The following is a 12,722-nucleotide window of genomic DNA, read 5'->3' as shown; positions in this document are numbered from 1 at the left end:
GCAGGGCGGCCGACTCATCGGCGCGATCTGTGCAGCCTTCCCGCCGCGAGCCCGTCCCCGAGGCCCCGGACGAGATCCTCGCCCACCGCCGCGACCGAGCGGAGTGACTCCTCAAGTGCCAGCAGTTCCCTAAAGGCCACCGCGTACGGCCGCTGTTCAGCGAGGGAGAGCTGAAGCACCCGCAGTTTGCGTACGTCGATACGGGCCGAGCTCGAGGTGTGGGAACCGGCCTGCCGCGCGTTCGCCGGAGCGCGCAGGCAGCCCGCGAGGAACCAAGGGTCGAGGAGTTCGCGGTCCGGGCGCAGCGCGTAGAGCTGGGGCCCGAGTACCAGGGGCGTGTCCTCTTGGACCCAAACGCGATACGCCCGCTCGACACCCGCCACGACGACATCCCCGGGCTCGGCCACGGTGAACGAACCGGTGCTGGCGCCCTTCTCCACCTCGGCCCCGGCGAGCCAGCCCCCCGGCCCCGCTCCCTGGACCAGGTCGGGAACGCTCAGGACCGGTACCGCACCATCCGGAAGGGCGTCACCGTGCAGCAGCTCGCCGGGAAGCATCTGCCCCTGCCACAGCTTGAGCGCGTGGGCACGGTCCAGGTCCGAGACCGTGACCGTGGACGCGGCATCGCCGCTCGCCGACAGGTCGATCGCCGCGAGGGACCGGGATTGGCCGCGTACCTCGTCGAGCAGGCCGTCCAATCGCCCCCAGGATTCATGGAGCTTGGCTTGGGCCTCCACAGCCGTCTCCGGTACGTGGCGGGCGGGCGTGAGATCCGTCTGTTCATCGAGCAGATCCATCACGGGGACGGTGACGCACCCCTCTGGCAGCTCCTTCCTCGCTCCCGTCTTCCGTGCCCCGGACCAGGAATGAGCATGTACCGCGTCGAGTACGCGGCCACTCAGCCGCACCCAATCGATGCTCTGAGCTCCCCGGGCCGCCCCCTGCGAGGTGGCCGCGTCGAGCAGGAACAGGCGTTCGCCGGGAGCCGCTCCGCCGTCGGACGCGGGCATCCGGAGAATCCACAACTGGAGCGAGACGCTGTGCGGTTGCGCGGCCCCGGCCGGCAGTGCGACGACTCCCCGCAGCGCGCCCGTGCGCAGTAGCGCCCTGCGGATGCGCCTGCCCGCACGCCGGGAGGCCACCGCTGGCGGCAGCAGGAGTACAGCCACGCCGTCGGGCACCAATCGCGCCAGCGCGTGCTCGATCCAGGCGAGTTCGGGCTCGGTCCTCGGTGGCAGGCCGTAGACCCAGCGGGGATCGGTGGCCAGTTCCTCGTGGCCCCAGTCGCGCGCGTTGAACGGGGGGTTGCAAAGGACGATGTCGGCTCGTACGGCACCGTGTGGGTCTGCGCGGAGCGAGTCTCCTGCCCTGATCTCCGCGCCCACCCCTCCCCCGCCTGCGCGGGCGAAGCCCAGCCGGGCCGCTGCCAGCGCGGCAAGCGCCGGGTCAAGGTCGGCCCCGAGGAGCACCGGAGCCGTGGAGTTGGCCTCAGCCCCCCACTCCCCCATGCCCTCACCGGCGGCCAGGAGCAGCCCACCGACGCCACATGCGGGGTCGAGGACGGTCGTCCGTGCATCGCCGCCCCCGGTCCCTCCGGCCCGGACGGCTAGAGCGATGTCCGTCATCAGCCGGGCCAGTGGGGCCGGAGTGGTGCTGACCTGCCGTACATGGGCGTCGAGCCAGCGCGAAAGCAGGAAGTCGAAGGTCTCACGGCCTCCTTCGTGACGTGCGGCGTCGACCGTCTCGTCCACCACCTGGGCAGCCTCTTCCGGAAGGAAGGACTGCTCGGGCACGGCCTGGTCCGCGCCTTCCGCGGCGAGAAGGCGGCGGCCGGCTTCCGCGAGCGCCGCGCCCATGACCGCACGCTCTCCCAGCGCCTCGTAGTGCGGCCACAGCCGCTCGCGCAGCCCAATCCGCTCGATCTTCCCGTGGGCGTGGAGCCATCGTTCGACGTCGGCGAGGGAGAACTGCGGGCTGGCGTCCGTTCCACCGACCGGTGTCGGGAACGAGTCGTGGCGGCGCCGCCAGTTGCTTACTGCCGCTCGACCAACACCCGCGATGCGTGCGATTCCCGCCAGGGTGACGGGCGCATCGATGGAGTCTGACATGTGATTCTCCGAGCGGGGGCGACTTTCGGACGGGCCTGGCACGGGACGCCATCACCGTAGCCCAGCCACAGTACACAAGCCAATCATTGACTGAGTTCACAGCCGCTTTGTCAATCACGCATCCTTCCGCCCTTACCACCCCAAACACTGGCGGGAGGACCATGGGAGCCCTCGGATGTGGAACCTGCCCTCGGCCAGCGCTACCGCCTCGAAGGAGCCTCTGAACCATGGCTCGTGGCCGAAAGGCGGTAGCGGGCCAAGAGGATGCTGCGCCGGGGCTCTCGCACACGTAGCAACACCAGACCGACCGTCCATGACATCCGCAAACCCCGTGCATAGGTCGCCGTCTGCCGGGTCACGCGTACCCACCTATGCCACGCCAGAGTCGTTAACTCTCCCTCGAAGTGGGGGAGTTAGGAAAATGGCGACGGCGCGGATGCGTGGGACGCGTGTTCGCCGGCACCAACTCACGCCAAACTCTGCCAGGAGACGGAGTGCTGTACGGGGTCAATGATGAAGGCGAAACGACCGAGCCCACACCAGGCGACATTGCACGGTGCCCACTATGCGCTGGATCAGTACTGGGGCAAGCCGACCTTCGCCACCGTCTTGCAGGCGCTCGACGAGCTGTCCGCCACCGACACCGACGGCGGGCGCCTCGGCCACAACTGGCTCGCCGATCATCGGCCTGGCCGATGCCCGACCGCCTATCGACCGCGCCACCGGTCAGCCCCTCCCGGCCAAGGTCCGGGCTGGAACCGTATGGCAGCTCAACGACAACGGGCGCATGGACGTCCTGGACACCTCGGCCCAGCTCGCCGAGCTGCGAGCCCGCGTAGACCACATCCTCGACCGCATCGCCGCCAACTCCCACCTCACCGCCGCCGGCCTCGGCACCCTCGACCCGACTGCCTTGCCGTCCGGTTACGCCCTACAGCTGGCCTTGGGCCCGCTGGACTCGCTGCCCGCACGCCTGGCGTGGGGGCCGCATACGCCTACGGATCGAGCCGCAGTCCTCGATGAGGTCGTCAAGGGTGTACAAGCTGGGGTGCTATCCATAGAGACCGGCCGTCCGGATGCTTATGGACGCTGGATATCCGCTGACGCGACTGGCGACAATTCGACTGTCCGGAACTTCCTTGGTCTTCCGGCTGCGGACACCGGCATGCCGTCGGTTCCGCTGCACAAGGTTGAAGTAGCAGGCCAACCCCGCTCGAAGGACGGCGACTAACTAACAGCTTCGTCCTACTCAGTTGCTCCGCACGTGATGCTTATGCGTCAGGTTCGGGTAAACGATTTTTGTCCCGCTCCAAGAGACGTTTGCCAGCAGCCCAAATGATCACTCCGGCAATTCCGATGGCCAAGGTTCCCGCTGCGAGAAGAGCGCTGTGACATTCGACTGGCTCTCGACCTCTTGAGTAGAGCCCTCGGGCCGCTGCGCTTCGGCTTCGGCGCCTTTGACTCGTTCCAGTTCCACTCAACACACCCACCTGCCGTTCTAGTGCGTGCCAACGGCTATGACCAAGACGCTTATCTCAACGAAAAATAGCGTCACGCCTACCCTGAACCACCAGGCCCTTTTACCGAGTTCCTGTTCATTCTCTTGGGTACGCCTGACGCCGTCATCTACGACTTCCTTCAGAGTTTGGTCTTCGCCTACCCCGAGCCGGTGGAGATCTAGAATCTGTGTTGCCGAAATGCAATAATGCCATGCCTGTATCGGCCATAGGACTTTCATCGAGGCGAAGCCCACGGCCGTAAGGAAGCCCAGCAGAACCCACGGAGTCCAGGTTGGCAGTTTTTCCCCCCCTGCCGTGTTGATCAGCCCGATGCTAGTTGAGAATGACGTCACCAATGCGGCCAGGGTGAACAGAGTAGTGGCGCGGTTCCTGAAGCTTGCCAGAGTATCGTTCTGCCCCTTCAGTTGCGCCTCGGCTGCCTTGTAGGCGAGTTCCAACTTAGGGTCAAACATAGCCGTCTCCCACCTTCGAAACGGCAGAACACCTACATCTATAGTGCGACCGAATGGGAAGTATGTCTTGTCGAGATGTGAGAATCGCGAACAGGGACAGCACCGCGGGCGCTGGTCAGATGACTCCCGCGTTGGGTCATCAGCACGGCTACACTGGTCTTCGGCGCGGGGGCGCTGGAGACCTGTGGATGGTTCACGCATGACGCGCCCCATGCTCCCCAGCCTGCTTGCGCCGGTCGGGCACCGCCGTGATGGGCGGCCGATCTACCCGATCCTCGGCGCCTCGCCGGAGGACGACTCCAATAAGCCGAAGGCGACGACGGCGAGCCAAGCGGCGGCGTCACGCAGGAAGATTTGTCGCGGCTGCTGGCCCGGGAGAAGACTCAGGGCGGACGCGCCGCCGTCAAGAAGCTGCTCGGCGATCTGGGCTTCGACAACTCCGAGGCGCTGACCGAGTTCATCACCGCGAAGCGTGACGCTGACCAGGCCGCGCTGACGGAGATCGAGCGCCGTGAACAGGCCGCCGAGGAGAAGCTGAGGGCCGGCTTGCCGCCGAGCACAAGCTGACCCACGTCATCTACCGCAACGGAGCCCGCGTCCCGGTGCGTGAGTGGGCCATGGCCGCCACGCTCGCGAAGTCAGCCGTCGCGTACAACGCGGGCACCCTCAACCGATCTCGACAGGCCGGCGTCAGCTTCGTTGAGGTCTTCGACGGCTCCGACTGCGGGTGGACTTCTCACCAGGACCCAGATAAAGCGACCGGCACGCTCCGCGGCGTTGAGGAGGCAGCCGAGTGGCCCATCTCGCATCCCCGCTGTCGACGGGCCTTCGGCCCCAGGCCAGAAGTCCAGCTACCGCGGCAGCGAGGCAATGGGGACAAGAGGCCAGAACATGCGTACGCTCCACGTGCGACCTGACGATTGTCGGACCCGTACGTCAGGGTGAAGCGAGACGCGGAGTGGTCCTCCCCAAATCCCCTGGGGAGGACCACTCCGTGCCACTATCAGTGCTTCAGATCAGTCGCCAACCGCACCCCGTGCTGACTACAGGTCGACATCACTTGAACGCACGAGGTCTACGAACGACGACCACACGGCAGTCGACACGACGAGCGCCGGCCTGCTCTTGTCCTTGGAGTCGCGGATGCCGACCTGACTGCTCAGGTCGACAATCTCAATGCAGTTGCCCGTGTCGCCGCTGCTGTACGACGACTTGTACCAGGCGCTCTCGGGCGCCAGTTCAGAGGCCGTGGCTTGGTGCATGTGAGTGTTAATGGCTCTTCAACTCTCGCTCTAGTCGTTGGATGAACTCGGCGGTGTCCTCTGGCGGGAGCGCCGAGGACATCATCGTGTCGAATCGGCGCTTGAACCTATCGACCTCGCGCGGCTTGTCGGAGGTCGAGACGGCGCCCCAGGCGGTGTCGATCTGCACCATCGGTGGCAGACCATCGCCAAGGTCGAGGATGGCGAAGTCGTGGGATGCGCGGTAGCCCCGACCGGCGAGGGGGAGCACTTGGATCGCTACGTGATCGAGTGCAGACAGCTTCGTGATCTCTTCGTACTGCTCACGCATCACCTCTATGTCCCCAACGACGTGGCGCAGCGCCGCCTCACCCAGGATCACCCACAGCTTGACCGGATCGGGTTCCCGCCGTAGGACCCTCTCCTTGCGCTCCATGCGAAGAGCGACGTTCTGACGGCAGAACTCTGTGGTGGTCTCCTCGACCGGCTTCCCGATGTCGAATATGGCCTGAGCATAACCCTCGGTCTGCAACAAGCCATGGACTGCCGTCGGTTGGTATACGCGGATCTCCCGCGCCTCCGACTCGACTCCCACGAAGGTCGGCATACCGGCCTGCATGACTCTGCGGTAGCGGGTCACCCAGTCCTGGTTCGACGAGTCGCGGTTCAGCTCGACGAGAGTCTCGATCACGTCCTCGTCCGTGACGCCGTACTTGTCCAGCAACTTGCGTAGGTCGCCGACGTTCCGGAAGTTCAGGGCGCCTGTCTCGATGCGTTGCAGCGCGGCCTCGGAGAGCTTCGAGCCGGTGACGGCGGCCTTGCGCGTCATCGGCTTGCCGTTCTTCATGACGATGCTTTCCCGCATCTGCCGTAGCTGGAGCCCGAGTTCCAGACGTCGTCCGGTTGCCCCACGCTTCGCTGCCACTTGTGCGCCCTCCCCATACCGCTGTGCGGATCACCTGCTGGTGTGCGCAGAGTGTGGCACCCCGTGTGCGAGCTCCGCAGCCCCTTGTGCGGATCTCGGCATATACCAATGTGTCTTCGTTTGAATATTCACCGCAGATTCGGTTGCCGATGAACCCGCATAAGCGCCACCGTAGTTGTGCCGGTGAGGGGCGATCTCCTGGGGGAGGCGAGACCGAGCCGGCGGCCGGAGCGCGCCGTGCAGTGCGGTTCGCATGGGTGGCGGAGGAGAAGACCTGCCCCCGTCCGATGGGCGCGGCTGCGCTCCGGCCCAACTCCCACGCTTGACCACCACCACCGCGGAGGCAACCCATGCTTGAGGGACGCCGCGATACCCCGCCCCGCATCATCCGGCCTGAGGCTGCGCACGCACCCTTGCCGGTCCGTACGCCTCAGCACGCGATGCAGCAGCTCGACGCGCGACACGAGCTGGAGGAGCGCACGCCGGACCTCTTCCATGTCCCGGACGCTCCCCAGACATGGCGCCGTCTGCACCGTGTACTCACCAGAGAGGAGCCCGTCTAGTGACCCCCATCGGCTTAACCATCGTCGCCTCGATCGGTCTTCTCGTCCTCCTCGGCTCGAAGTGGGAAAGGCGATCATGAGCGGCGCGCACCGAAGGAAACGGCGGCTGCCGCGTCTTCGCTGGGCGATCCGACACCCCTACCAGACGCTGGTCCGTAACCACGGCAAGGCGATTGACTACACCGGCTTCGGCCTCCTGCAGGCCGCCGTGGTCGGGTCCTTCACCATCGGCGTCATCGGCTGGCTCGCCTACCAATACGTCGTACACCTCAGCCCTTAAAGCTGGTCATCTCCGCACGGCCGGAACGCTGTCCCCGCGCCGAGATGACTCTCAAATGGCTTCCTCCGCTCCCCGCTTCGACCACCGTGCTCGCCGACACGGGCACAGGCAGGTCCCGGGATGGTCAGGGCGTAGGGAGCGGCCCGCTCCCTGGTGGGTACGCCGTCCCCGTCGGCGCTGGGAGCTGGGCCCCGGCCGCCGCTCTTTTTACATGCGCAGAGCGGCGGCCGGCCACCTCACCACTACCGCCAGCCCAGCGATGAAAGGCCCACTTGCCGTGCATGCCAGCTCAGCACGCTCCGCACCACCGGCATTCCGCAAGCCGGACACACACCCACGTTGTAAGCACCACCCCCCGTGCCCCACCGCGGAGGCCACTGACCGGGAAGCAGCACACCCCGTGGCCTGCCATCCCGAGCAGGGCTGGTCTCTTCTCTGCAATGGCGTACTGGCGTTCGAGGACACCGGTGAGCTGCTGCCGGACGGTCAGATCATCGCGCCGCACCGAGCGGCCGGCAGCCCTGCATCGAAGGCTAATGCCGCATGACGCTTCGGCGGCCTTCCCGTTTTTCCCATCCCATTCGCCTCAATCGGAGATCAGCCTTGCCGCACCAGGCGCCCCGTAGGGCAGAGCAGGGTCATACCCTCGCTGCCTCCGAACCGGCCCGCTCGCCCCGCTCAATTCATTTGTCGGTGTACGCGTTGAGCCTGCTTGCCGCAGCACCCGCCTTGACGATCAGCGGTACGACCGCCTACGGCGCATACGTAAGCCCCATCAGCCCATATGCATCGACGCTGTTGGTCTACTACGCCCGGTCCGTGAGTATCACGGTGGCCGCCGGATGGTTGATCTGGCTGGTTTTCACGACGAGCCAACGACAGGACAGTGCGCGAAAGCTATCCCCAGCGGTGCGCTGGGCAGGACATGCTGTGGCTATCGCGGCCGTCCTGCTCAACCGGGCGGATCCCGCCAGCAACTGGTGGGGCCTGCGCAACCTCGCGGCGGCGGCCCTGTTCGGAGCATTGACCCTCGCGGTCATGAGACGGTGCGGGGGCAGCCGGGAACAACTGGGAATCGGCCCGCCGGGCGTATCCACGGCGCGTGGCAGGGCCCAAGCCGTCTCGGTCGGTGCGGCTGTCGGGCTCGCTGCGCTCATCACGATCGTGATTGTGAACGCGTTGCCCACCCTCCTTCCCGACGCAGGCAGCGCATATGGCGGATCCCAGGCAGGGTTCCTCGGCTGGAAAAACTTCTGGCTTCAGGCCGCGAACGTTGTCGTCACCGGGGTGGTCGAGGACGTAGTCATGGTCGGGGCGATTGTGAGCCTTTTGACCATGGCACGGCGACCGGCGTGGGAGATGTATGCCCTCAGCCTCACGATCGAGGTCGGCATGCATCTGTACTTCGGCGTTCCAGCCATCGGCATCTCTCTTGTTGCCGCCGTGAGTCTCGCGCTGTACCGACACACCGGCAGGCTCACTCCCATCGTGATCGCACACATTGCTTACGACCTGTGCAACGACCTCCCCGTACCCGACTGGGCGCTTGGCTTGCTCCTCGCTGCTGCCGCCTCCATCGCGGCGCTCGTCACCGGCGTCACTACGCCCCGGGCACGTGCGGCTTCGGACCACCTGCCGGTCATCGCTGACATGGAGGTTCGGCCATGAGGAACGTGCAGAGAAGGAGCCTGCTGTGCAACGGCGTCCTGCTTTCGCGGACACCGGTGAGCTGCTGCCGCACGGGCGGGCAATCGCGCCGCACCGATCCGCCGTGACCGCGGCATGAGTAGCGACGCCGACGGCGGGTGAACTCGGCGGCACCCGAACCCCGGTCCGGGGGGAAGCGGCCCCGCACACTCCAGATCGTGGTGCATGGCGCCTCGGACCGGTGGCTGGAACTGCCTGAGCGGTGTGGCTATCTCACTACGCTCCAGGGCCTGTCCGGCCATCTGCAACACCGCAGGACCATCTCGACCAGTCAACGGAGGTATCACCATGATGCTCAGCACGCTGGAAGGGCGGCCGGAGGCCATCGGCGCCGTCGCTCAGGACCCGTTCGATCTGGACATCACCGTCTTGGACGCCGGCGAGGCCACCACGGAACTCGCGGCCTCCGACGGTGGCTGTGGGAGCACGTGCGGCACCTCGTGTGTCAGCAACGCTGCCTGACGCGACACCTCGAACTCCCAGGACCGACACGTTCGTGTTCTGGGCGCCGTCGGCGACGGCGGTACCGGCTCGCCGAGCCGAACCTTCGGATCGGCCTCAACCCTTGGAGGAAATCCCATGGAGATGAAAGTGGAGATGAAGGACGAGTTCGACCTGGACGTCAGCGTTCTGGAGTCCGGCGTCGATGACGGAAGGCTGATCGTGCTGACGGACGACGGCTGCGGCAGCTCGTGCCCCAGCGCCTGCGCCACCAAGGTGGGCTGACCACAGGGGCGCTAGTCCGTGCCGGTTCGGGCGGTGGTGCGCCGCTGTCCGAACCGGCACCTGGCCGAAGGGCTTACGAGGGAGGGGACCACATGGCTTCGAGACGTAGCCGACAGCTGTATCGGTGTGGTGAGTCGGTGCTCGTGAGGGCCGCTCGTTGGGCCGAACTGGAGTTGCCAGCCTGGCCGGACATGGCTGGCGACTCGCCCGGACAGGTGCAGCGGTGGCGCGAATGGCTGGCTGAAGTCTGGGCGTTGCCCGCGGTCGCCGAAGCGATCGAGCTTGCGAGCCCGGAACTCGCGCAGCAGGTGGGAGCGGTGTGCTCCGACGCTCGCCTGGACGGACGGCATGTGCGCCGAACGCTTCTGTCCGTGGTCCGATATGTGCTGCGGATGACCAGCCGAGCCACCCCTTTCGGACTGTTCGCTGGTGTGGCTCCGGCCGAACTCGGCCCCAAGTCCGCGGTTCGTTGGGGCGAACGGCACCATGCGCTTGCACGGGCTGATGCTGCCTGGCTCAGTGACGTCATCGCCCAGCTGGAAGCCGTGCCGGAGGTCCTGTGTCGGCTACCGCTCATGTCAAACACAGCGGTGTTCTTACGGGGCAACCGGCTGGTCGTTCCATACCCGCCCCGGCGCCGCTCGGTGGGAGGTGCCGCAGTGGCCGAAGCGCGCCTGAGGTACACCGCACCAGTCCGGGTAGCGGTCGAAGCTGCCCGAGCGCCGATCGGCTACGACGCGCTGGTGGAGAAGGTGGCGGCCGAGTTCCCCAAGGCCGCAGGCAAGATCGCTCCCCTCATCGAGGCCCTGGTGGAACACGGAGCTCTGATTACCGGCCTCCATGCGCCGTCGACCACGTTCGACGCCTTCGCTCACCTCATGGATCAGGCAGAAGCGGCCCGTATCGGAGACGTGCCTGAGGCCAGTGAGATCGTGGGTCGACTCCGCTCTGTTCGCCGTCGAATGAACGAGCACAACCAGGCGGGCACCGGCCCCGCCGGACGGTGGCTGCGCGCCGAGCTGCGCGGCTTGATGACGGACGTGAGCACCGTTGCCGCTCAGCCCCTGGCGGTGGACCTGCGTGTGGACTGCTCGCTCAGCCTTCCGCGGGAGGTTCGCCGTGAAGCCGAGTCGGCAGCGACGGCGTTGGCGCAGCTGACGGCCTGGCCGTTCGGCACCGCGGCGTGGAAGGACTACCACAACAGGTTCTTCGAGCGGTACGGGATCGGCTCTCTCGTCCCGCTACGGGACGTCGTTGACCCTGACATCGGTCTTGGGTTCCCCGCTGGATACCTCGATGGGGAGCCCGAGCCGGAAGGGCCGGTGAACGCCCGCGACCAACAGCTTCTTGCCCTCGCCCAGAGCGCCGCGCTCGACGGTCGCGACGAGGTCCTGCTCGATGAGCAAACGATCACCGAGCTACAGCTGGGGGACCGGAAGAGGATGCAGATCCCTCCTCATTTCGAGCTGCGGTTCCAACTTCACGCCGAGTCGGCCCACGCTCTCGACAGCGGCGACTTCACGCTCTCTGTCGTCAGTGCTTCCCGCGGCGTCGGCACTCTGTCCGGTCGCTTCATCGGTCTGCTGGACGAATCTGATCAAGCCCGAGCGGCCCGCGAAATCGCACAGCTGCCGACGAGCGACCCCGGCACGCGGCTGGCCCAGCTCTCGTTTGCACCACTTGACCCGAGCGACGCCCACGTAACCCGCGCGCCTGCATTGGCGCCCGAGATCATCAGCGTGGCGGAACACCGACCAGCCGGACCGAACGTGATTGCGCTGAGCGATCTCGCGGTGGGCTGTGACCGACGTCGTCTCTACCTGGCTTCGGTGTCCCGAAGGAGCCGAGTGGACGCCTACGCTCTGCACGCTCTCGACTTTCGAACGCACACCCCGCCCTTGGCCCGGTTCCTCAGCGAGATCGGCAGAGCGCAGGCCGGCGTCGTGACCGGCTTTACGTGGGGCATTGCTGATCGGCTCCCGTTTCTGCCGCGCCTGCGCTACGGCCGGACGGTCCTCTCGCCGGCCAGGTGGCGATTGACGCGCTCCGAACTGCCGGGCCGCGCGGCTCCGTGGAGGGAGTGGCGTGAGGAGCTGCGAAGGTGGGCAGAGCAACGCCGGCTCCCGGACTCGGTCTACCTGACCGAGGGCGATCGTCTTCTGCACCTGGATCTCGGGCACAGCTCACACCTTGAACTCCTGCGCTCGCACCTGGACGCTTCCGAGCACGCGGTGCTCACGGAAGCCCCTGAGGGCACCAGTGCCTGGTTCGCTGGGCACGCCCACGAGATCAGCATTCCGATGACGGCAGCCGTGCCCCCGAAGTGGCCCGCTGCACCAGCCGTCTCCGCTTCCCGCCTCATTGGACGTGGCCACGGGCGCCTGCCTGGCGGATCCGACTGGCTGATGGCCAAGCTGTACGGGCACAACGAGCGGCAGCCAGAGATCCTGGGCCACTACCTCCCGCATCTCCTCGCCCAATGGGACCAGCCGCCAGCGTGGTGGTACATGCGGTATCGCGACCCGCGGCCGCACATTCGCCTGAGGGTTGCTCTTCCTGACCCCGCAGCCTTCGGTCAGGCCGCCGCGCGGATCAGCAGGTGGGCGGATGGCCTTCGTGAGGACGGCTTGCTCAGCGACCTGCAATTCGCCACCTCCTACCCCGAGACCGGGCGGTGGGGACGCGGGGCAGCCATGCAGGCCGCCGAGGCCGTGTTCACCGCCGACTCACGCTGCCTGGTCGCCCAGTTCGCCCTACCAAGCGGCCCCCAGCCGCAGGCCCTCGCCGCCAGCAACCTCATAGCCATCGCGGCGGCCTTCTCCGGCAGCCCGCGCGAGGGCATGGACTGGATGATCAGGTACGGCAAGATCGACGCTTCAAAACCGCTGGATCGACGCGTGCTCGCGGAAGCCGTACGGCTGGCTGACCCCTCGGACAACTGGGCCGGACTCCGTGCAGCCCCCGGCGGGGAGACGATCTACGCGCAATGGGCAGCCCGCGACCGTGCCCTTGGCCAGTATCGGGAGCTATTGCGCCAGGCCGAGGACGTGGACCCCGACACTGTCCTTGATTCCTTGCTCCACGGCCACCACATCCGAGCCGCCGGCATCGACAAAGATGACGAGCGCACCTGCCTAAGGCTGGCTCGGGCCGCTGCGCTCGCCTGGAAGGCGAGGCATTCATGACAGAGACGTCAGACC

General features: G+C 66.6%; 12 protein-coding genes and 2 pseudogenes. 10 read left to right on the top strand and 4 right to left on the bottom strand.

Going from position 1 to position 12,722, the window contains the following annotated elements:
• Positions 1–14: 14 nt before the first annotated feature.
• Positions 15–2,108, bottom strand: coding sequence for an N-6 DNA methylase (locus tag AB0C46_RS25150; RefSeq protein ID WP_362830452.1), 2,094 nt, complete (start codon positions 2,106–2,108; stop codon positions 15–17).
• A 787-nt stretch (positions 2,109–2,895) separates the two neighbouring features.
• On the opposite strand from AB0C46_RS25150, the gene AB0C46_RS25145 reads away from it, so the two are divergent.
• The gene (locus AB0C46_RS25145) at positions 2,896–3,339 is read left to right on the top strand and encodes a hypothetical protein (protein ID WP_362830451.1); all 444 of its coding nucleotides are present in this window, start codon (positions 2,896–2,898) and stop codon (positions 3,337–3,339) included.
• Positions 3,340–3,606: 267 nt separating this feature from the next.
• On the opposite strand, the gene AB0C46_RS25140 is transcribed toward AB0C46_RS25145, so the two are convergent.
• Positions 3,607–4,080, bottom strand: coding sequence for a hypothetical protein (locus AB0C46_RS25140; protein ID WP_362830449.1), 474 nt, complete (start codon positions 4,078–4,080; stop codon positions 3,607–3,609).
• A gap of 354 nt (positions 4,081–4,434) precedes the next feature.
• Between AB0C46_RS25140 and AB0C46_RS25135 the strand changes: the two genes are divergently transcribed.
• Positions 4,435–4,647 carry a hypothetical protein gene (locus AB0C46_RS25135; RefSeq protein WP_362830448.1) on the top strand — a complete coding sequence of 71 codons (213 nt, stop codon included), beginning with the start codon at positions 4,435–4,437 and terminating at the stop codon, positions 4,645–4,647.
• A 476-nt stretch (positions 4,648–5,123) separates the two neighbouring features.
• Here AB0C46_RS25135 and AB0C46_RS25130 read toward each other — a convergent pair whose 3' ends face one another.
• Together AB0C46_RS25130 and AB0C46_RS25125 are read right to left on the bottom strand one after the other, a co-directional pair.
• Positions 5,124–5,342, bottom strand: a complete 219-nt coding sequence (locus AB0C46_RS25130) for a DUF397 domain-containing protein (RefSeq protein ID WP_362830446.1) — start codon at positions 5,340–5,342, stop codon at positions 5,124–5,126.
• Positions 5,343–5,349: 7 nt separating this feature from the next.
• Entirely contained in the window at positions 5,350–6,246 is an 897-nt protein-coding gene (locus AB0C46_RS25125) for a helix-turn-helix transcriptional regulator (protein WP_362830444.1), read from the bottom strand.
• A gap of 350 nt (positions 6,247–6,596) precedes the next feature.
• Here AB0C46_RS25125 and AB0C46_RS25120 point away from each other — a divergent pair, with 350 nt between their 5' ends.
• The 8 genes and pseudogenes from AB0C46_RS25120 (at position 6,597) to AB0C46_RS25085 (ending at position 12,707) form a co-directional block, all read left to right on the top strand.
• Positions 6,597–6,809: a hypothetical protein gene (locus AB0C46_RS25120; protein ID WP_362830443.1), complete on the top strand. Its 213-nt coding sequence runs from the start codon at positions 6,597–6,599 to the stop codon at positions 6,807–6,809.
• A gap of 76 nt (positions 6,810–6,885) precedes the next feature.
• The gene (locus AB0C46_RS25115) at positions 6,886–7,089 is read left to right on the top strand and encodes a hypothetical protein (RefSeq protein WP_362830441.1); all 204 of its coding nucleotides are present in this window, start codon (positions 6,886–6,888) and stop codon (positions 7,087–7,089) included.
• Positions 7,090–7,429: 340 nt separating this feature from the next.
• Positions 7,430–7,636, top strand: a pseudogene (locus AB0C46_RS25110) (DUF5999 family protein); the annotation flags it as partial.
• Between the two features lie 272 nt (positions 7,637–7,908).
• Positions 7,909–8,757, top strand: a complete 849-nt coding sequence (locus AB0C46_RS25105) for a CPBP family glutamic-type intramembrane protease (RefSeq protein WP_362830440.1) — start codon at positions 7,909–7,911, stop codon at positions 8,755–8,757.
• 17 nt (positions 8,758–8,774) lie between these two features.
• Positions 8,775–8,875: pseudogene (locus tag AB0C46_RS25100) on the top strand (DUF5999 family protein); the annotation flags it as partial.
• 209 nt (positions 8,876–9,084) lie between these two features.
• Positions 9,085–9,258: an FxLD family lanthipeptide gene (locus AB0C46_RS25095; protein ID WP_362830438.1), complete on the top strand. Its 174-nt coding sequence runs from the start codon at positions 9,085–9,087 to the stop codon at positions 9,256–9,258.
• A 117-nt stretch (positions 9,259–9,375) separates the two neighbouring features.
• Positions 9,376–9,522, top strand: a complete 147-nt coding sequence (locus tag AB0C46_RS25090) for an FxLD family lanthipeptide (RefSeq protein ID WP_362830437.1) — start codon at positions 9,376–9,378, stop codon at positions 9,520–9,522.
• Positions 9,523–9,713: 191 nt separating this feature from the next.
• On the top strand, positions 9,714–12,707 hold the full coding sequence (locus tag AB0C46_RS25085) for a lantibiotic dehydratase (protein ID WP_362830436.1): 2,994 nt from the start codon (positions 9,714–9,716) through the stop codon (positions 12,705–12,707).
• Positions 12,708–12,722: the final 15 nt, after the last annotated feature.

Origin of the sequence: Streptomyces sp. NPDC048637 (genome assembly GCF_040650675.1) — a bacterium.
Taxonomy (GTDB): domain Bacteria; phylum Actinomycetota; class Actinomycetes; order Streptomycetales; family Streptomycetaceae; genus Streptomyces.
The sequence above is the reverse complement of the archived record's forward strand: the minus strand, read 5'-3'. Positions and strand labels throughout refer to the sequence as shown.

Excerpts from the sequence above, each read along its gene's own strand:
- AB0C46_RS25150 (WP_362830452.1), bottom strand. The coding sequence starts at position 2,108 with ATGTCAGACTCCATCGATGCGCCCGTCACCCTGGCGGGAATCGCACGC.
- AB0C46_RS25145 (WP_362830451.1), top strand. The coding sequence starts at position 2,896 with ATGGACGTCCTGGACACCTCGGCCCAGCTCGCCGAGCTGCGAGCCCGC.
- AB0C46_RS25140 (WP_362830449.1), bottom strand. The coding sequence starts at position 4,080 with ATGTTTGACCCTAAGTTGGAACTCGCCTACAAGGCAGCCGAGGCGCAA.
- AB0C46_RS25130 (WP_362830446.1), bottom strand. The coding sequence starts at position 5,342 with ATGCACCAAGCCACGGCCTCTGAACTGGCGCCCGAGAGCGCCTGGTAC.
- AB0C46_RS25120 (WP_362830443.1), top strand. The coding sequence starts at position 6,597 with ATGCTTGAGGGACGCCGCGATACCCCGCCCCGCATCATCCGGCCTGAG.
- AB0C46_RS25115 (WP_362830441.1), top strand. The coding sequence starts at position 6,886 with ATGAGCGGCGCGCACCGAAGGAAACGGCGGCTGCCGCGTCTTCGCTGG.
- AB0C46_RS25095 (WP_362830438.1), top strand. The coding sequence starts at position 9,085 with ATGATGCTCAGCACGCTGGAAGGGCGGCCGGAGGCCATCGGCGCCGTC.
- AB0C46_RS25090 (WP_362830437.1), top strand. The coding sequence starts at position 9,376 with ATGGAGATGAAAGTGGAGATGAAGGACGAGTTCGACCTGGACGTCAGC.
- AB0C46_RS25085 (WP_362830436.1), top strand. The coding sequence starts at position 9,714 with ATGGCTGGCGACTCGCCCGGACAGGTGCAGCGGTGGCGCGAATGGCTG.